Here is a 19,648-nt window from a genome sequence, read left to right as displayed (position 1 = left end):
TTTGTCCGATCGTTCGAGCCGGCGCGATGGCGACACGTCATGATGGACGCGATGGCGCCCGCACCGCAAATGTCCGATGTCAACGATCTGCCTCATTTTGACGTTGCACTGCAACCACCGGATCTGACGCCTTGGTTGGACGGCAACACCGGCGTACCCGGTTTCACGAGTTTCGCCGCGACACGGTCGGGTCCGCATGTGCTGATCATCGGGCTGATCCACGGTAACGAGATCGCTGGTGCCATCGCGATCGATGCGCTGCTGCGCGCCGGTATCCGACCTGCTCGCGGCAGGTTGACACTCGGTTTCGCCAATCTTGAGGCCTATGCGAAATTCGACCCTGAAAACCCGATCGCCTCGCGTTTCCTCGATGAAGACATGAACCGGGTATGGGACGTCGCCACACTCGAGGGTCCGCGCGATTCCCGCGAGCTGGCGCGGGCGCGGGCGTTGCGTGCCGTAATCGACAGCGCCGATTGGGTGCTTGATCTGCATTCGATGCTGTGGCCGTCCGATCCGTTGGTGTTGTGCGGTCAGGGCGCACGAGGCAAGGCGCTGGCACTTCGCCTCGGCACACCAGGGCTAGTGGTGGCCGATAGCGGCCATGTCGGCGGACGGCGGTTAATCGATTATCCGCGGTTCACCGCCGAACAGGGCGACGCCGCTTCGATCCTGGTCGAGGCGGGGCAGCACTGGGAGGCACCGACCGTGACCCAGATGAGTGCGACGATCGAGGCGCTGCTGGTCCATGCCGGCATGATTGCGCCGACAACAGCGCGGCTCCCACCACCCCGTTTCGCGGAAGTGACGCGGGTGGTCACCGCCACCACAGGACGCTTCGCCTTCGTGCGGCCGTTTCGTGGCGGTGAGGTGATCCCGTCACGCCACACCTTGCTGGCGCATGATGGCTCCGCCGAGATCCGCACCCCGCATGATGATTGCCTACTGGTGATGCCCAGCCATCGCACCGGCCGGGGTCATACCGCTGTGCGCCTCGCCCGATTCTGCTGACGTGTTGACAATGCGAGGGGAAGCGCGGGGCGATCGGTCATATCGCAGCAGCAAGAGCAGCGACTTCCTCATTGAAGCGGCCAGGGTGCTCCTGATGTGGTGCATGGCCACAATTCGCGTAACCCGAAGCGCGTCCGTGCGGAACATGAGCGATGATGTGATCGGCCATCGACGGCAGTACGATGCCATCATCATGCCCCTGCGTGACCAGGCAAGGTCGGTCGAGTTTTTTCAGCGTCTCGGTAAAATCCAGCGTCCGCATCAACAGGAATGCCCGCACCGCCGGTGGCGTCAGTCCGAGCACCACCATCGCGCGTTCGATGTCAGCCGCCGGCAGCGGTTTGTGGGTGGTCGCGTGCACCACATGACGCACACCTTCAATCATGATCGCCGGGTCGTCGCTGGCCGCCATTAAGGCGCCATCTATAAATTGCGTGCCGATGTGGCGGGGTGGATTGGATGAAATCACCGCCGCCCCGACGAAATTGACGGCACCGACATTCTTGGTGCCGTGTCGCACCAGATAGTCCGAAATCACGAATCCACCATAACTCCAGCCCACCAGAAGCGGCTTCCTCAGACTGAGCGCGATCATCACCGCTGCAATGTCGTCGGCCCAGTGCGCACCGGTCTGGTACATCTCGGGGTCGATCGGCTTGTCAGAAAAACCATGGCCGCGCAGGTCTAAACACACGATGCGGAACCGCTCGCGCAACGCGCTATCAAACTGATTATGCCACGACAAATAGCACGCCGACCAGCCATGGATGAACAGGATCGGTTGCGCATGCTCCGGTCCCCATTCGCGCACGTGCAGACCGACGCCGCCCGACCCCATCACCCGATGAACCTTGCCAGGCCGATGTTCTATCATAGTTGATATCATGCAGCACCTCTGGTTGAACGATTGACCGAACGCCCGACGATGCGTCCGGGATGGTGCGTCGCCGATCAGTCCGGTGGGATCACCAACTACTGCTGGAAACCGGCTAACGCACAGGTTGGATATCGGCTTTCCCGCCAGCAGGGAAGCGGCTACGTGCGTTGGCTGGTATCATTATGTCACCGTGGCAGTCGACTGATCGACGCGCTCATGGGGGCGGCGAAGCGCGATGATCGCGCCGAGGGTCGACAGCGTGTTTGCCTCGGGCTGTGCCAGCGCCGATCGCGTGGTGTCATTTGGGGCAACCGTTCGCAACGGGCGCCACAAATCATGGGTGAATCGGGGGTGTGCGCTAAACGTGCCTGTCCGCGCTTGCGCGGTGCCCAGCGGCAAGTCCAACTTTGTGCCGTTGCCGCCGAGCAATGCCCTTGCGGTTCGTGGCGGTAGCGGCTAGGCCGCATCTCGGTGCGACGTGGGGGTTACCCCCGCGTTCGGGTTCCATGATCTGGGTTCGTTTAGGAGAGTATCCTTGCGGCGACTGCGGTTGGCTTTGATGACGTCGGCGTGTCTGGTGCCAAGTTTTCTGGCGCCCGCCACACAATCCGCCGTTGCGGCGACACCCCCGGCTGCGGCGCGGGTACAAGCTGGTACCCGGATTGCCGCGGTCGAGGTATCGGGCAATCAGCGGATCGATGCGAGCACGATCCGCTCCTATATCCTGTTGCGGCCTGGCGATGAGTTCAGCGCACGGCGGATGGGTCTAAGCCTGAAAACGCTCTACGCGACTGGACTGTTCAAGACAGTGTCGATAACCCGTCAGGGCGATGATCTGATGGTCAAGGTCAAGGAAAACCCGATCGTCAATCAGGTATTTTTTCAGGGCAATTCCGTGGTCAAGGACAAGGACATGCGGGCCGCGATCGCGCTGAAGCCCGGATCGGTATTCACGCCGGGCGAGGCCGCAAGTGCGACCAAGGCGATTCTTGCTCTCTACGCCAAGCGCGGCCACTACAGCGCGACCGTAGTGCCCGAAATTGTTAAACTGCCAGAAAACCGGGTCAATGTGGTGTTCAACTGCCACGACGGTTCGGAAACCCTGATCAGTCGGATCAATTTCATCGGCAACCACCATTATAGCCAATCCAAGTTGCGCGAAGTTATCTCGTCGCGCCAGGATGCATGGTATCGGTTTCTCTCCGACTCCGATCAGTATGATTCGGAGAGGGTCAAGTACGATGAGTCGTTGCTCAGCCGGTTTTATTATCACCACGGCTACGCCGATTTTAAAATCACCAGTGCGACCGCCCAGTTGGCGCCGGATCGCAAGTCGTTCTATCTGACCTTCGTGATCGACGAGGGTCCACGCTATCGGATCGGCTCAGTCGCAGTAGTATCAGCGTTGCACAATCTGCCGGGCAAGGATTTGCGCTCGCTGGTTCCGATCGAAAAAGGCGATATTTTCGACGGTGACGCGCTGCAGACTACAGATAAGGCGATTTCAGATTACGTGCAGAATAAGGGCTATGCGTTCGCGCAAGTCGAGCCGGATGTGAAGGAGAATAAAAAGACACACACCATTGCGCTGACTTTCCGGGTGATTGAAGGGCCGCGGGTCTACGTTAAAAACGTTTCGATCAGTGGTAATACCTACACCGAAGACAGTGTGATTCGGCGCGAAATCGAGTTGGCGCCTGGTGATGCCTACAACGAAGAAGCGGTCAAGGAATCCAAGGATAACCTTGAAAATCTTGGGTTTTTCAAGAAAAAGGATATTTCCATTAAGCCGGTCCCGACCGATCAGCCCGATGAGGTTAATCTCGATGTGGCGCTTGCCGAACAGGCGAACGGCCAATTCTCGCTCGGTGGCGGGTACTCGACCGATCTGGGGGCGCTGGTCAACGTCGGCGTCAGCGAGAACAACTTCGTAGGCACCGGGATCAATGCGTCGATCAGCGCGCTGCTCGCGCAAAAGGGTACGCAGTTCAACCTCGGCGTCACCAACCCATATTTCCTTGGGCGCAACCTAATTGCCGGGTTTGACCTGTTCCGAACGGACACGGCTAACACGACTTCCTACGTGTTCAGTGAACGCTCGATCGGCGGCGATATCAGACTCGGGTTTCGCTACAATCAGCACGTTAGCCAAGCCTTCACCTACACGATCAGTACCCGCGACATCTATAATATCGCGACCGGTGCAAGCCTCTACATTCTCAACGAAGCTGGTTCTTCGAGTTTGTCGCAACTCGGCACCAGCCTGACCTTCGATTATCGCAACGATCGACTAGACCCTACATCGGGTGGCCTGCTGAGCCTTTCCACAGATTTGGCCGGCCTCGGCGGCACGGCCAAATATATCCGCTTGCAGGCGCGCGGCGCGTATTACATCCCACTTGAGCGGTATTTTGGCAGCAAGGCCTGGGTGTTGGAATTTGATGGCCATGTCGGCGACCTCGTCGATATCGAAGGGTATCACTCGCTGATCGCCGATCGCTTCTTCCTGGGTGGCGATAGCCTGCTCGGCTTTCAGACTGGTGGTGCTGGGCCGCATGATACGCTGTATGGTGACAGCCTGGGCGGCAAGTTCATCTGGACTCAGGATACCGTGCTGCATTTCCCGCTGCCCGTTTCACCTGACCTCGGTGTGTCGGGGTTTGCGTTCACTGACATTGGCAGTCTGTCCGGGGTCAGCGCAATCACGGTGAACGGCACCAAACTGGGATTGTATGACAATCCCGCACCCCGGATTTCCGCCGGCGTCGGCGTCGCCTGGAATACTCCGTTCGGCCTAATCGATCTGTCGTTCGCACAGCCGATCAAAAAGTATAAATACGATCAGATCGAGCAATTCCGCGTTTCATTCGGTACGAGGTTCTAATCACGTGACACGAGTTTCTTCGCTTCGCTTTGGTTTGGTCCTGCCTGCGATCGTTCTGGGGCTTGGCATTGGCCATGCCCAGAGTGGCAGCGGGCCAGGGTATTTCATCCCGCACCCGAAAGCATCGGCAACTAGCCATCCGGCACCGCCACGTGCGACCGAAGTACCGATCCAGCAGCAGCAAGGTATGCCGCAAGGTGGCGGTCAACCCGGTACCGAAGCCATACCGCCGCAAAAACTCCCGCCAATCCCGCAACTTCCGGCTCTTCCTAAGGAAAATGCACCGCCTGCCGCCGTGATGGGTGTGCTCTCAGTGCCAGAAGTGATGCAGCAATCCACCGCAGCCCAGGGTGTCGAGAAAATTATCGAAGCTCGCCGCCAGAAACTCGCCGCCGCAGCCCAGGCCGACCAGCAGAAATGGGAAGCTGAGCAGAAAGTGATCACTAGCGAAAAGGCAAAGCTCCCCAAAGCCGCTCTAGCGACTAAGGAACAAGCGTTGCAGCGGGAAATCGAAGAGGCCCAGGTTGATTTCCATAATCGCAACCTCGCCATTGAAGTGTCCGCCCGCGCGGCGCTCGGTAAAATTGAAGCCACCCTGATTGCCGTCATCCGCCAAGTCGCTCAGGCTCACGGCATGAACCTTGTGCTCCATCGCTCGCAGGTGGCGCTGAATGTCAATGGATTTGATATTTCCAAGGAAGTGGCGGAGCACCTGAATAAAATTCTGCCCTCCGTTGCCGTGCCGCCTGCCGTCGTGCCGAAGATGGCTGGCGCACCGACCCAAAAATAAGGCTGGACCATGACTGAGACGGCCGGCGCCGGCCTGCCGGGCGACCCGCGGTTTTTCCGACGCGCCGGCCCGTTCACCTTGGCGGATATCGCTGCCACGATCGACGCCCCGGTGCCGGCAATCAGCCCCGGCCGTCGGTTTCGTGGCATCGCGCCACTGCAAAGTGCTGGGCCGGATGAAGTCAGCTTTCTCGACAATCGCAAGTATCTCGGCATGCTGGCCGAAACCCGGGCCGGCGCCGTCATTTTGCTTCCCGATCTCGCGGATCGACTCAATCCGCACAGCATCGCTCTACCGGTCGCCCAACCCTATCTTGCCTGGGCCAAGGTCGGCGGGTTGTTTCACCCGCTGCCACCAGCCGACCCTGGTACCCACCCCACCGCCATCATCGATGCGACGGCCAACATCGACCCGACGGCTGAAATCGGCCCTTACACTGTCATCGGGCCGTGTGCCAAAATCGGTCCACGCAGCGTGGTCGGTCCGCACAGTATCATCGGCGCCGGCGTTATCATAGGCGCCGATTGCCGCATCGCCGGCCATGTTTCGGTGGGTTATGCCATCATCGGCGCTCGGGTTACCTTGCATCCCGGTGTGCGGATCGGCCAGGATGGTTTTGGCTTTGCGCCATCGTCCACCGGCTTCGTCAGCGTGACACAACTTGGGCGTGTTCTAATCCATGACGACGTCGATATCGGTGCCAACACCACGGTCGACCGCGGCTCCGCGCAGGACACCATCATCGGCGCCGGCACAAGGATCGATAATCAGGTGCAGATTGCCCACAACGTTAAAATCGGTCGCTCTTGCATCCTCGTCGCTCAGGTCGGCATTTCCGGTTCGACGATCCTTGAGGATTTCGTCGTAGTCGCTGGCCAAGCCGGATTCTCCGGCCATCTGATCATCGGCAAAGGGGCACGCATTGGGCCACAAGCCGGCGTCATGGCCGATATCCCGGCCGGTGCCGAGATGCTCGGCAGTCCTGCACAACCAGCAAAATCGTTCTTCCGTGAAGTCGCCGCGATTCGCCGCTTTGCGCGGCGCGACAGAATGCGGCATTCTGAGCCGAAGTCGGATCAGAACCCCGGCGACTAAGCCAATCACAGGAACCCCGATGGACGGCACCAAATCAGACAGCAGCGCGTCGGCCGCGACCGGTCGCACCATCGAGATCGCGGGGATCATGCACGCGATCCCGCATCGCTACCCGTTCCTCCTGATCGACCGCGTGGTCGAGCTGATCGAGAACGTCTCCGCCGTCGGTGTCAAGAATGTCTCGGTCAACGAAAACTTCTTCGCCGGCCACTTCCCCGGCCATCCGGTGATGCCTGGCGTGTTGATCATCGAGAGCATGGCCCAGACCGCCGCTGTCCTCGTGGTCGAAACCCTCGGCCCCGAAGAAGCCGGAAAAGTCGTCTATTTCATGTCGGTCGAAGGCGCGAAATTCCGCCGCCCCGTGGTGCCCGGCGACTGCTTGCGCATCCATGTCGTTAAGGAACGTAACCGCGGCAATGTTTGGAAATTCCATGCGATCGCCCGGGTCGACGGCGTCGCCGTCGCCGAGGCCACCTACGCCGCCATGATCATGGACCAAAAAGCGGGCGAACGATGATCCACCCCACAGCGGTCGTCGACCCAAGCGCGCAACTCGGCGCTCGGGTCCATATCGGCCCGTTCTGCTCGGTCGGCCCCAGCGCCGTCCTTGACGACGGGGTCGATCTCGTCTCCCACGTCATCATTGACGGTCACACCACGATCGGCGCCGGCACAAAAGTGTTCCCCTTCGCCACCATCGGCATGGCACCCCAGGACCTGAAATACCGGGGCGAAGATACCGAAACCATCATCGGCGCGCGCTGCACCATCCGCGAACACGCCACGATCAACCGCGGCACCAAACCCGGCGGCGGCATCACCCGCGTCGGCGACGACTGCCTAATTATGACCGCCGGTCACGTCGCTCACGACTGCCAGATCGGCAACGGCGTCATCATCGTCAATAACGTCGTCATGGGCGGCCACGTCGAAATCGGCGACGGGGCCATCATCGGAGGCGCTGCCGCCGTCCACCAGTTCGTCCGCATCGGCCGGGGTGCCATGATCGGCGGCATGTCCGGCGTGGAAGCGGACGTGATCCCCTTCGGCATGATCATCGGCAACCGCGCCCGCCTCGCTGGGCTCAACATCATCGGCCTGCGCCGCCGCAATATCGATCACGCCACCATCCACCACATGCGCGCCACCTTCAACGCCCTGTTCCGCGACTGCACCCACCCGTTCCACGACCGCCTCACCACCCTGCAGGCCCAAACCCACGACCCCTACACCACCGAAATCCTCGCCTTCGCCGCCCACCCCGGCAAACGCGGCCTGATCCGCACCACAACCACCGCCGCCGACGATACCGAGGGGTGACGGGGGTGCGGCGGGTGAGACAGAAAGGCCAAGGGGCGCTGCCCCCTGGACCCCCGCTAAGGGCTCAGCCCTTAGAACCCTTTAGTTTCAGGCGGGAGGAGGGCGCTGCCTCGGTGGTTCCATCGATCTGGCCTGGACAGCCCTCCTCCCGCCTGAAACTAGTGGATTCCAAAGGCTCCGCCTTTGGCGGGGTCGAGGGGCAGAGCCCCTCGCCTTCTTCCTCGTCCACCGCACTCCCATGACCCTCGGCATCATTGCCGGCGGTGGTCCGTTGCCGGGTCAGGTCGCGCTTGCCGCGCGGGCGGCGGGGCGTGGGGTGTTTGTGGTGGCGTTGGAGGGGTATGCGGATGCGGGAGTGATTGGTGCGTTTCCGCATGAGGTAGTGCGGTTGGGCGCGGTGGGGGCGGCGGTGGCGGCGTTGCGGCGGGCGGGGTGTGTGGATCTGGTGTTGGCGGGACCGGTGAAGCGGCCGTCGTTGCTGGATTTGCGACCGGATGCGGTGGGGGCGCGGATGCTCGCCAGGGTCGGGCGGGCGGCGTTTGCGGGGGATGACGGGTTTCTGGCCGCGATCGTGCGGGTTCTGGGCGAGGAGGGGTTTCAGGTGCTCGGCGCCCATGAGGTGATGGCGGAGGTTCTGGCGCCGAGGGGGTTGCTCACGCGGGTTGGACCGGATGCGGCGGCGCTGTCTGATATTACGCGCGGTGCTGAGGTATTGCGGGCGTTGGGGGTGGCGGATGTCGGTCAGGCCTGCGTGGTGCAGCAGGGCATTGTTCTGGCCGTCGAGGCGGTCGAAGGTACAGATGCGATGATGCGCCGTGCGGCGAGCTTAGCGCGGCCGGGGCCGGGCGGAGTACTGGTCAAGTTGGTGAAGCCGGGGCAGGATCGAAGGGCGGATCTACCCACCCTGGGGCCGGATACGGTCGAGCACGCGCGCGAGGCTGGGTTACGCGGTGTCGCATTCGAAGCGCTGGGAGCCATCTTGATCGAGCGTGCGGCGATGGTTGCGTCAGCCGATATGGCGGGTTTATTCCTGCTCGGAATTGACCCCGCATAGATCTGAAAGTTTGGCCTTAATCGTTGGAAAAGGAAACCAGAATGAGCGGCGAATTTCAATATCTGCACACCATGATCCGGGTGAACGATCTGGAGGAGAGCATCAACTTCTACACCAAATTGCTGGGCATGAGGGAGTTGCGCCGGACCGACGTGCCAGATGGCAAATACACGCTGGCCTTCGTGGGGTATGGGGGCGAGCGTGATCACACAGTGCTCGAACTGACCTACAATTACGGTATTGATCATTATGATCAGGGCGCCGCCTTTGGGCACTTGGCGCTCGGCGTGTCCGACATCAAGGCGACGGTTGAAAAGCTGCGCGCCGCAGGAGCCAAAATTGTGCGCGAACCCGGTCCGGTGAAATTCGGCACCACGGTGATCGCCTTTGTCGAGGATCCGAACGGTTACAAGATCGAGTTGATCGAGCGACACTGACATGACCGCATTGCCGCCGGTGCCGCCGATTCCCGAACCGGGACGGCGGAAGAGCTTGTCGTTCCGGGCGTTGTCCGTCGGTTTTGGCGCCGTCGAAGCAGTCGTGCCGCGCCGCTGGCCGGCCGTGGATGCGGCGGCGATCGAGCGCTCGGCCGGTGTCACGCTTACTGGTTCAGCCCGGGAAGGTTTGGCGCGACTGACCAGTTCAATGGCGTGCGAAACTCGTCTGTCATTATTTGGTCGGGTGTCGGTGCGCTACGATCTGACGCGTCTTGCCCGCAACGCCGCGATGATTGAGCGGATGCACGAGCAGACACCCGCTATCGGCGTGGCGCCGGTCACGGCACCGCTCTTCATCATGGGGCTTCCCCGTTCGGGCACTAGTTTCCTGCACAGTCTGCTCGGCTACGATCCAGATGTGCTGGTGCCGCGCGTATGGCAAACCCTATATCCGGCTGTCCGTCCGCGTGATTTTGACAAGACGCGCAGCCTCGCCGCCCGCAAGACCGATCGGCAACTGGCCATTTTTGCCGGAATGGCACCGGATTTTCCCGCGATCCACCCGATCGATGCTGATAGTCCGCAGGAATGTAGTGAAATCACGGCGCATGTTTTTCAATCACTGCGATTCGATACGACGTTCCGCGTACCGTCCTATACGAAATGGCTCGACGATTTCGGCCACGCCGCGGCGTTTGCCTTCCACAAACGCTATCTTCAGGCTTTGCAGCATGGAGTCGGTGCCAAATTCTGGGCGCTGAAATGTCCAGATCACACTTTTTCGATCCCAGGCATTCTAGCGACCTATCCTGATGCTCGTTTCGTCGTGGTGCACCGTGATCCCGTCCATGTCTTCGCCTCTGTCGCTCATATGACCGAGGTGCTGCGAAAACCGTTCCTGCGCGATATCGACGCGGCGGAAATCGGTCGGCAAGTGACCGAACGCTGGATCGAGGGCGCGCGACTTCTGGTTGAATTCGATCGCAGCGGCACCGTGCCGCCTCACCGGTTACTCAACATGCAATATGAGGAACTCACCGGCGATCCGATCACTGCGGTGCACCGCATCTATCATCATTTCGGTGAAACCCTCTCATCGGTTGCCGAGGCGGGCATGCGGACTCATCTCGCCGCCGCGCCCCAGGGCGGCTATGGACGCAATCGGTACCAATTGTCCGACTTCGGTATCAACCCCGAACGTCTACGCCCGGATTTCGCGCCTTACATGGATTATTTCGGGATCAAGCCGCGTTCACCTAACAGCGGTCTCCCCGCTTAGGATCTGAGACGAAATCCTTGAATCAGGGATTAGCCTCCATTTAGAGCCGCATCCGCGCTCGGTCAGATAAGCGAAATCCTCGCCGATCAGGTCGACGCGTGTTCTTTGTCGAAGCAGAGCGACTGTTTTGTGATCACGATTCAGTCATGATCACTGTCTTTTCGGATGTGATCGGGTACGCGCGGTTGAAAATCACGCGGACCCGCTTTTGTAGGATCATGAGGTGATCCATGTCCGAATTAAATGACAAGAAATTAATGAAAATACTGCTTATTTCAATAGCAGTGTTGATCGCGGGTGGTCTCGGCGCACTCGGAATCGGCCTAGCTGATGGTGCCGATGCCGCCCATCCCGCGTCTTTGGGTGGAGTGACGCGCTGGCCTGCGGTCGATACCACGATCGCCGCCACCCCGCGTCCCGGATCAGCCGGCTGGACCATCGCCGCGCCGGCGCACCTACCCTCCAATCCGAAACAGGCGGCGCTGGTGCGGCGAGGGATGTTTCTTACTGTCGCCGGCGATTGCATGCCCTGCCACAGCGTCGCGGGCGAGCCTGAATTCGCGGGTGGCCGCGCCGTCGGCACACCGTTCGGAACGGTGTTCTCGACCAATATCACGCCGAGTCGACGCGACGGCATCGGCACGTGGACCGACCGGCAGTTCTACGACGCCGTGCATGACGGCATCGATCCCGGCCGCTCGCTGGTGGTGTTCCCGAAATACGAATATCCGGTGATGCCCTACACTGCCTACTCAAAGCTATCCTACTCCGATGTGATGGCGATCAAGGCCTATCTTGACAGTCTGGCTCCGGTAAGGATCGAAAATCGGCCCGACACGATGTTTTTCCCAACCGACCTGCGGGCGGGAATGCTGGCGTGGCGCATGCTGTTTTTCCACCCGCATCCGATGCGTTACCACAAAGGATGGGATCAGAACGTCCGTCACGGTGCCTATCTGGTGCAGGCGCTAGAGCATTGCGATGCATGCCATACGCCTCGCAACATCGCGATGGCCACGATCCATGCCCGCTATCTGGCGGGCGGGCATATCACCGATCAGTCATGGTACGCGCCGAACATCACCGACTCCCGGGCTGACGGGCTAGGTGCCTGGAGCGATAAGGCAATTCTCACCTATTTGCATGACGATGGAGACATGAAACAAGGCGCGCCGTTCGGCAAGATGAAGACTGTTGTTGATGACAGTCTGAGTCGGATGCCGCGGCGGGACGTGCAGGACATCGTCGATTATCTGCGCACGGTCAGGCCGTTGCGAAGTCATATACCCCCGGCGGTTGGATCCGGTTCGATCGTGGCGGGCAAGACGCTCTACAATGATGAATGCGCCCGCTGCCATCTCAAATCCGGCGCGGGCGTCCCCGGCAATATTCCTAATCTCGCGCTCAATCAGGCGGTCTGGAACGGCCCGCCCGACGATGCGATTGCGATGATGCTCAATGGTTTCGAGCCCTGGCACAAAAACCAGACTGCGATGCCGATGTTCGGCGCCACGCTAAGTGATTCCCAGATCGCCGCAATTGCAAACTATATCCGCACCGCCTGGGGCAATCGCGGTACTGCGGATGCAACAGCGAACATAGTGGCCGCGTTGCGCCCAGTTGCGACGATGGAGGTCGATCTCAACACTGGCAGCACGACCGCCAGCATGACCGACGACGGCAAGACCCGCGTGTTCAACGACATCGCTGGAAGGGTCTGGGTCAACGGCAACCGGACTGACTGCCGGATGACCGCCGATTTCTCCTCCGAATACGGCATCAATCCGGTGCTGCTCGGCGGTGCCTGCGCCGACCAGGGCAACGCATTCATCGGTCGCGCCACGATCAATGGCAAGGTGACGCCCGTTTCGTTACACGTAAATCAGGTGATCCGAAGCAACCGCGTGATCGGACTCGACCTCACCGGCAGTCTCGGCGGTGGCCATGTGCTCGACGAACACATCGCTCTCACAACCGCAAATTACTGAGGAGACCGGCATGACCCATCCAATCCGGCGGCGAACCCTCATCAGTGGCGGCGGACACGTCGCGGTCGCGGCCTTTGCCGCCACTACAGAGGCGGCCGCCCGCTCCACATCCCTTAGTGGGATGGTTCCGTCCCTGTCAAAAGCCGCGGTCGGCTATCGCGACATTCCGTGGAATGGTCAAGTGTGTGGTGCTTGCGTTTGGTTCAAGCTACCTGGTCCGGGCAGCACAGTGAGCCATTGCCACCTGGTCGCGGGGCCGATCAGTGCCGCGGGCTGGTGCCAAGCCTGGATGAGGCGCGGCTGATCACCCTGCGTGAAAGGCGGCGAGCGCGCTCTTGATCACCCCATCGGGGTCGGCGATTGCGTGGTGGCGTAGCAGAAAATCGATCAGAACCAAATTGACGTTGAATTTCACCGCCCCCTTCCGGGCGACTAGCGCGGGAACCGCGGCCAGTGGCACGAGCTGAAAACTCTCCACCTCGCCATCCACCGGCTGAGGCTCGAAATCATCGGGAACCTCGAGATCGTAGCACACTAAAACATCCCGACGCAGACCCTCTGATCGCTCCATCGAATAGGCGATGCGCGAAACCTCCCGTGCCTCAGCGATGATCGTCGCCGGCATCGCGGCCTCCTCGGCGGCTTCCTTGACCAGGGTTTCAAACGGCGTCATGCCGGCCGAGATACCGCCGCCCACCAGATTGTCATAGGTGCCCGGGTCAAGCTTCTTGCTTGCGCTACGCCGTGCGATCCAGAGGTAAATCCCGTCCCGGCGGCGGCAATAGCCGTTCATGTGAACCCCGAGGCCGATCACGCCGAACGCCGGCAGGGCACCACGATCGAGGATGGCGAGCACCGGTCCCTCAACGCGGCTGCGCACGTCGAAATCCTCACCCCGAATACGATAGCCGAACTGGGGTGCCAGCGCATGAGCGACCTCGTTAAAATGCACGGCGTCGCGCGGATCGATCACCAACCCGTTTTCGGTCCGTGTTGCGAACCCCCCCAGCGCCGCCCCGAGGGCGGGTCTGACATAGCCGACCGGGGCGCCGCCGATCGCGAGCGTTAGTCGATCGCCCGGCAGCACCGCATTGCGGCAGCCCGCGATGATGTCGAGACATGCCGCAACAGATAGCTGATCGTTATGTTCACCCATTTGCAATCCCGCCGTGCCATGCCATGTCAACGTGATGGCCCGAACAGTCGAAATTGCCAAGAGCGATAGCTCCTGGACCACAGTGAAATCCCTGATGCCCTATCTATGGCCCAAAGGCGAGTGGAGTCTGCGGGTGCGCGTCGTTCTCGCGGCGGCGGCATTGATCCTCGCCAAGGTCGCCACCGTGATCGTACCGATCATCTACTCCCACGCGGTTAACGCGCTTTCACCGAAAAATGGCCCACTAGTCGTCCCGGCGGCGCTGATCGTGGCGTATGGCCTGGTACGGATGGGCGCCGCTGGCTTCAACGAATTACGTGACGCTTTATTCGCCGCGGTGCAGCAGCGCGCCGCACGCTCGGTCGGGCGGGAGACATTCGAGCATCTTCACTCGCTTTCGATGCGTTATCACCTCGACCGCCAGACCGGAGGCCTGTCGCGGGTGATCCTGCGAGGCACTACTGGCATCCAGAACGTCCTCCGCCTCACCACGTTCAACGTAATCCCCACCCTGTTTGAGCTGTTCCTCACCATGGGGATTCTCTGGACTCTGTTCGATTGGCGCTACGCCGCGGTGACTCTGGCGGCCGTCGGCGGCTATATGGCGTTCACCTTTTCCTTTACCGCGTGGCGGATCAAGTTCCGCCGCCAAATGAACGAGACCGACAACGCCGCCCAGACCAAGGCGATCGATAGTCTGCTAAATTTCGAGACGGTGAAGTATTTCGGCAACGAGCAGCACGAGGCCCGCCGGTTCGACGAGAGCCTCGCAGCCTATGAAGCGGCCGCCGTTAAATCCCAAGTCTCGCTCAACGCCCTGAACCTCGGTCAGGCGATCATTATCGCCACCGGCCTCGCCGTAATGATGCTGATGGCCGCGAGGGGTATCGTCGCCGGCAAGCTCAACATCGGTCAGTTCGTTCTGGTCAACACCTATCTGATCCAGCTGTACCAGCCGCTGAATTTTCTTGGCGTCGTGTATCGCGAGGTCAAGCAGGGGCTGATCGACATGGAACAGATGTTCTCCCTACTCCGCACCCCGCAGGAAATTACCGACCGGGCCGACGCGAAGACCATTGCCCCCCAGGGTGAGGCGATCGCGGTCGAGTTCCGTGACGTTCGCTTCGGCTACAACCAGGACCGCGAAATCCTCCACGGCGTCTCTTTCCGGGCCGAGCCAGGACAGAAGATCGCGCTGGTTGGCCCGACCGGGTCGGGCAAATCGACCATCTCGCGCCTGCTTTTCCGCTTCTACGATGTCAGCGAGGGTGAAGTGCTGGTCGATGGCATCGATGTTCGCGATCTCGCTCAGCAATCACTGCGAGCCGCGATCGGTGTGGTACCGCAGGATACCGTTCTGTTCAACGATTCCATTCGCTACAACATCGCCTATGGTCGGCCCGGCGCCACCCAAGCCGAGGTGGAGCAGGCCGCGAAATTCGCCCAGATCCATGATTTCGTGATGTCGCTGCCGCAGGGCTATGAAACGCGCGTCGGCGAACGCGGGCTGAAGCTATCGGGCGGCGAGAAACAGCGCGTCGCCATCGCACGGACAATGCTGAAAAACCCGCGCATCTTGATCCTCGACGAAGCGACCAGCGCGCTCGATACCGCGACCGAACAAGAAATCGGCGCCGCGCTGCGTCAGGTTGCACGCGACCGCACTACGTTAGTGATCGCGCACCGGCTGTCTACCGTGATCGATGCCGATGAAATCCTGGTCCTGCGTGACGGTGTGATCGTGGAGCGCGGCACCCATCCCGCCCTGCTCATGGCCGATGGCGTCTATGCTGCAATGTGGGCCGCACAGTCCGAGATGTCCGAAGCCGAACAGGTTGAGGTATCGCTGGCAACAAGCCTTCCCGCACGCGAATTCTCTCCCCACGGCGCACATTGAGACCTCCCACACTACGACATGTAGCAACAAACGACCGCGGCGTGACGCCGCACAAAACCACCCTTGCAGCGTGAGATCGCTCGAAGCAACTATGCGGCTTGAAGCCGTACCCATCGATCCTCAGGTCATTCCCCACCACCCTGACAACAGGAGAAACCGCCGTGACGCAGATGGATGAATTCGCGACCGAGGAGCAAATCATGCAAGCCGGATCGATGATCGACCGTCTGGTCAAGCACATGATCGAGCAGAAGCTCCCGCCGATAGCTGTCGCGTCCGCCCTGCTCGGCGGCGCGCTCAATGTGCTGAGCGCCTCGCTGCCGGACGAGGCGATCCTCCGCATCCTGCGCCAAGCCATCACGAGCGTGGAATCGGGCGAACTGCACGAAGTAGACGAAACACGCCAGTAACCGTGCTCCCTGGTTACCCTACCTTATCGCTTGACAACCAATCCGGATTGACGATAACGACCGATTTACTACAAGGGTCAAATTAATTTGGTGCATCGCGGAAGCGGCGCACGCCTCGATGTCAACCAAGGGGAAACACCATGAAAATCGCGTTCCGAACCATTCTAGCTGTGTCCGCGCTTGCCACTGCCGCGTTTGGCGTCCAAGCAGCTCACGCGCAGGCGATCAGTCAGCCCAAACCGATCAAGATCAGCACGAAAAAAACCACGATCGCATTCCTCCTGCCGGAGAATTCATCGCCACGCTACGAGCAGGTCGATCGTCCATGGTTCATCAAAATGGCCAAGGCGGCCGATCCCAATGCCAAGCTGATCGTCAGCAACGCAAACTCGAGCCCCGACACTCAGCTCAACCAGGCTGAATCAGCCATTTCCAACGGCGCAGACGTTTTGGTGGTGGATCCGGTCGATGGCAAGGCGGGTGCCGCGATCGTCAACTACGCCGGGCGTAACCACGTCAAAGTGATCTCCTACGACCGGCTGATCCAAGATTCGAAGCCCGATTACTACGTGTCGTTCGACAATGTGAAGGTCGGCCAGCTTCAGGGTCATTATATCGCCGCCCACACCAAGCCCGGTGGCCAGGTGATGATGATCAACGGCGCACCGACCGACCCGAACGCCTTCGATTTCCGCAGGGGCGCGATGGAGGTGCTCGGCCCACTGTTCAAATCAGGCAAACTGCACCTCGCCTACACCGTTATGACACCGGATTGGAGCCCGCAGAACGCATTCGAGGAAAGCCAGCAAGCACTGACCCGGCTGCACAACAAGGTCAATGCCGTCCTCGCCGCTAACGACGGCACTGCCTCCGGCGCAATCCGCGCATTGCAGGCGGTCGGTCTGGCCGGCAAAGTCCCGGTGACCGGGCAGGACGCGACTAACGGCGGCCTTACCTTCATCCTCGAAGGCCTTCAGTCGATGACCGTGTTCAAATACGTACCTGACGAAGCCGGCGCGGCAGCACAACTCGCAGTCGCCGTGGCCACCCACAGCAAGGTGCCCGCCGGATTGATCAATGGCAAGACCAACAACAAAATGATCAACGTCCCCTCGGTGCTTCTGACACCCGTGGTCGTGACCAAAGCGAATCTTGCTGGCACCGTGATCAAATCAGGTTATACTACTTGGAAGGCGATCTGCGTCGGCCCCGCGGCTGACGGCAAGATCTGCAAAGCCAACGGCCAGTAAATCGGCCACAAGCGACGTGGCGGACGTCATAACGCGTCCGCCACGTTCGTTCGGGAGGGATCGATATGAGTGCGGCATCTGCCACCAATGGCTCGAACGCGCCCCTGCTTGCGGTGCGCGGCTTGCAGAAGCGCTACGGCGCTGTCGTTGCGCTGCGTGACGTTAATTTCACCGTCAAGCGTGGCGAAGTTACCGCCCTTCTCGGCGACAACGGCGCCGGTAAATCGACCACCATCAAGGCAATCGCAGGCGTCGCTCCGATCGACGAAGGCGAGATCTTACTCGATGGAAAGGCCGTGACTATCCACCACCCCTCCGAAGCCAACGCACTCGGCATTCAGACCGTGTATCAAGACCTCGCTCTGTGTGACAATCTTGGCATCTGCGCCAATCTCTACCTCGGCCGCGAACTCGTCACCTCGCCAACGCCGTTTGGCCCGCATGTGCTGCGCGACGTCGACATGGAAGATGAAGCTCGCAAAGTACTGAAAACCCTGCGAATCAACCTTCCAGCACTTGACACCCCGGTCGCCTCCCTATCAGGCGGTCAACGCCAAGCCGTCGCCATCGCGCGTGCCGTGCTGTGGAATTCCAAACTGGTCATCATGGATGAACCGACCGCCGCACTCGGCGTCGCGCAAACCGCCGAAGTGCTCCGCCTGGTGCGCGATCTCGCCGGCCAAGGCTATGGCGTTATCCTTATTACCCACAACATGCAGAATGTCTTCCAAGTCGCTGATAACATCGCCGTGCTTCGCCTCGGCGCCACAGTAATGGAGGCACGACGCTCGGATCTGACGCCCGAACAGGTGGTTGGCGCCATCACCGGCACGTTGTCGATCCACGCCGAGACTGCCGCAGGAGCCGTCGCATGAGCACAGTAACGCAGACGGCCCCCGAATCACCCTTCAAACGCTGGCTTTCCGGTGTGACAAACGCGGCTGACCTCGGCATGCTGCCGGTGATCGCGGCACTTATCTTGATATGGATCGTGTTCGAAGTGCTCAACGCGAACTTCCTCACCCCTCGCAATCTGTCCAACCTCGCCGCACAGATCGTCGTCACCGGAACATTGGCACTGGCCGAAATCTACATCATTCTGCTCGGCATGATCGATCTGTCGATCGGCTGGAATTCAGTCCTCGCAGCCGCGATCTTCTCGCTTAGTACGGTCTTCTTCCACCTGCCGGTGGCGGCAGGGCTGGCACTCGGCGTCGCATGCGCAACCGGCATCGGGTTTCTCCAGGGTATGCTGGTGTCGCGCATCGGCGTGCCAAGTTTCGTAGTTACGCTCGGCGGCGCCATGGTGGCCGAAGGTATCACACTTGGAATCCTTACCCCCCATGGCGGCTCAGTACCGCTAGCTGATAATCTGACCACGGCAATCGGCACACTTAACCTTGACCCTCTCTGGAGTTGGGTCGCCAGCATCGCACTGTTTGGCATTTACGCAGCACTCACACTCAACAGCATTCGCAAGCGTGCCGCCGGCGGACATGAAGGCGGCTACGCCGCCGTGATGCGATTGATCGGCATCGGACTCATACTGTTCGGTGCTGTGTTCATGCTGAACGCCTATCGCGGCGTGCCGTTCCTGCTGATGATCTTTCTAATCGCTCTGTTCGCCTCCGCTTTCGCGACCAAATCAACGCGCTTCGGCCGCCACCTCTACGCCGTTGGCGGAAACGCCGAAGCCGCCCGACGCGCCGGCATCTCCGTTAAAGGTATCCAACTCGCTGTCTTCGTGATCGCCGGCTTTCTTGTCGGACTAGCTGGCTACCTCGACGCCGCTCGCCTCGGCGTGGCATCGGCATCAGTTGGCAACGGCGACATCATGCTGAACGCCGTAGCTGCGGCAGTCATCGGCGGCACATCTCTGTTCGGTGGCCGCGGCAGCGTCTACGGCGCGTTGTTCGGTGCGCTTGTGATCGAAAGCGTCAGTAACGGCATGAACCTGCTCGGAGCCGCCTCCTCCATTCGCTTCATCGTTGAAGGCGCAATACTGCTCGCCGCAATCACAATCGATACAATGCTACGCATGAAACGGATGCGCTCCGGTCGCGCCTGACCCGGTAAAATCGGAAATCGTAAATCCGCGCACAGACTGCGATGGTGCCGGTAGGTTGGACAGGTTCCGGGGGAGAATAAGCTAAGGGTCTGAGCTTTGATAAGCGCGTCATTATTTCAGGCGTCTGGGTTT

Annotated in this window: 18 protein-coding genes; 16 read left to right on the top strand and 2 right to left on the bottom strand. The window is 60.5% G+C overall.

What is annotated here, in order from left to right; all coding sequences use genetic code 11:
• The first annotated feature begins 39 nt into the window (after nucleotides 1-39).
• The gene (locus ACP5E6_RS01330; protein ID WP_427950633.1) at nucleotides 40-1,011 is read left to right on the top strand and encodes a peptidase M14; all 972 of its coding nucleotides are present in this window, start codon (nucleotides 40-42) and stop codon (nucleotides 1,009-1,011) included.
• A gap of 37 nt (nucleotides 1,012-1,048) precedes the next feature.
• On the opposite strand, the gene ACP5E6_RS01325 is transcribed toward ACP5E6_RS01330, so the two are convergent.
• Nucleotides 1,049-1,849: an alpha/beta fold hydrolase gene (locus tag ACP5E6_RS01325; protein ID WP_427950630.1), complete on the bottom strand. Its 801-nt coding sequence runs from the start codon at nucleotides 1,847-1,849 to the stop codon at nucleotides 1,049-1,051.
• A 598-nt stretch (nucleotides 1,850-2,447) separates the two neighbouring features.
• Between ACP5E6_RS01325 and bamA the strand changes: the two genes are divergently transcribed.
• From bamA to ACP5E6_RS01275, 10 genes are all read left to right on the top strand, one after another.
• A complete protein-coding gene (gene bamA, locus ACP5E6_RS01320) occupies nucleotides 2,448-4,772 on the top strand; it encodes an outer membrane protein assembly factor BamA (protein ID WP_427950795.1) in 2,325 nt (774 codons plus the stop codon).
• Between the two features lie 4 nt (nucleotides 4,773-4,776).
• On the top strand, nucleotides 4,777-5,562 hold the full coding sequence (locus ACP5E6_RS01315; RefSeq protein WP_427950628.1) for an OmpH family outer membrane protein: 786 nt from the start codon (nucleotides 4,777-4,779) through the stop codon (nucleotides 5,560-5,562).
• 9 nt (nucleotides 5,563-5,571) lie between these two features.
• A complete protein-coding gene (gene lpxD / locus ACP5E6_RS01310; protein WP_427950625.1) occupies nucleotides 5,572-6,657 on the top strand; it encodes a UDP-3-O-(3-hydroxymyristoyl)glucosamine N-acyltransferase in 1,086 nt (361 codons plus the stop codon).
• 19 nt (nucleotides 6,658-6,676) lie between these two features.
• A complete protein-coding gene (gene fabZ / locus ACP5E6_RS01305) occupies nucleotides 6,677-7,174 on the top strand; it encodes a 3-hydroxyacyl-ACP dehydratase FabZ (RefSeq protein WP_427950623.1) in 498 nt (165 codons plus the stop codon).
• On the top strand, nucleotides 7,171-7,977 hold the full coding sequence (gene lpxA, locus ACP5E6_RS01300) for an acyl-ACP--UDP-N-acetylglucosamine O-acyltransferase (protein ID WP_427950620.1): 807 nt from the start codon (nucleotides 7,171-7,173) through the stop codon (nucleotides 7,975-7,977). The genes fabZ and lpxA overlap by 4 nt, the downstream gene beginning before the upstream one ends.
• Nucleotides 7,978-8,215: 238 nt before the next feature.
• Nucleotides 8,216-9,031 (top strand): LpxI family protein, encoded by an 816-nt coding sequence (locus tag ACP5E6_RS01295; RefSeq protein ID WP_427950617.1) that lies wholly within the window; start codon nucleotides 8,216-8,218, stop codon nucleotides 9,029-9,031.
• A gap of 41 nt (nucleotides 9,032-9,072) precedes the next feature.
• On the top strand, nucleotides 9,073-9,468 hold the full coding sequence (gene gloA, locus ACP5E6_RS01290) for a lactoylglutathione lyase (protein ID WP_427950614.1): 396 nt from the start codon (nucleotides 9,073-9,075) through the stop codon (nucleotides 9,466-9,468).
• 1 nt (nucleotide 9,469) lies between these two features.
• Entirely contained in the window at nucleotides 9,470-10,747 is a 1,278-nt protein-coding gene (locus ACP5E6_RS01285; protein ID WP_427950611.1) for a sulfotransferase family protein, read from the top strand.
• A gap of 230 nt (nucleotides 10,748-10,977) precedes the next feature.
• Nucleotides 10,978-12,735, top strand: coding sequence for a c-type cytochrome (locus ACP5E6_RS01280; RefSeq protein ID WP_427950608.1), 1,758 nt, complete (start codon nucleotides 10,978-10,980; stop codon nucleotides 12,733-12,735).
• The gene (locus tag ACP5E6_RS01275) at nucleotides 12,692-13,039 is read left to right on the top strand and encodes a high-potential iron-sulfur protein (RefSeq protein ID WP_427950605.1); all 348 of its coding nucleotides are present in this window, start codon (nucleotides 12,692-12,694) and stop codon (nucleotides 13,037-13,039) included. The genes ACP5E6_RS01280 and ACP5E6_RS01275 overlap by 44 nt, the downstream gene beginning before the upstream one ends.
• Here the strand turns inward: ACP5E6_RS01275 and ACP5E6_RS01270 are convergent, their stop codons facing one another.
• On the bottom strand, nucleotides 13,040-13,891 hold the full coding sequence (locus ACP5E6_RS01270; RefSeq protein ID WP_427950603.1) for an NUDIX domain-containing protein: 852 nt from the start codon (nucleotides 13,889-13,891) through the stop codon (nucleotides 13,040-13,042). It lies immediately after the preceding gene.
• Between the two features lie 34 nt (nucleotides 13,892-13,925).
• Between ACP5E6_RS01270 and ACP5E6_RS01265 the strand changes: the two genes are divergently transcribed.
• From ACP5E6_RS01265 to ACP5E6_RS01245, 5 genes are all read left to right on the top strand, one after another.
• A complete protein-coding gene (locus tag ACP5E6_RS01265; RefSeq protein WP_427950600.1) occupies nucleotides 13,926-15,788 on the top strand; it encodes an ABCB family ABC transporter ATP-binding protein/permease in 1,863 nt (620 codons plus the stop codon).
• A gap of 170 nt (nucleotides 15,789-15,958) precedes the next feature.
• Entirely contained in the window at nucleotides 15,959-16,198 is a 240-nt protein-coding gene (locus ACP5E6_RS01260; RefSeq protein ID WP_427950597.1) for a hypothetical protein, read from the top strand.
• Nucleotides 16,199-16,338: 140 nt separating this feature from the next.
• Nucleotides 16,339-17,448: a sugar ABC transporter substrate-binding protein gene (locus ACP5E6_RS01255; RefSeq protein WP_427950594.1), complete on the top strand. Its 1,110-nt coding sequence runs from the start codon at nucleotides 16,339-16,341 to the stop codon at nucleotides 17,446-17,448.
• 65 nt (nucleotides 17,449-17,513) lie between these two features.
• A complete protein-coding gene (locus ACP5E6_RS01250) occupies nucleotides 17,514-18,323 on the top strand; it encodes an ATP-binding cassette domain-containing protein (protein ID WP_427950591.1) in 810 nt (269 codons plus the stop codon).
• Nucleotides 18,320-19,516, top strand: coding sequence for a sugar ABC transporter permease (locus ACP5E6_RS01245; RefSeq protein ID WP_427950588.1), 1,197 nt, complete (start codon nucleotides 18,320-18,322; stop codon nucleotides 19,514-19,516). The genes ACP5E6_RS01250 and ACP5E6_RS01245 overlap by 4 nt, the downstream gene beginning before the upstream one ends.
• Nucleotides 19,517-19,648 lie beyond the last annotated feature (132 nt).

The sequence above is a fragment of the Acidiphilium sp. genome (assembly GCF_049977125.1).
In the GTDB taxonomy this organism is placed as follows: Bacteria; Pseudomonadota; Alphaproteobacteria; order Acetobacterales; family Acetobacteraceae; genus Acidiphilium.
Note: the sequence above shows the minus strand (reverse complement) of the source record. Positions and strands in the feature narration are given on the sequence as shown.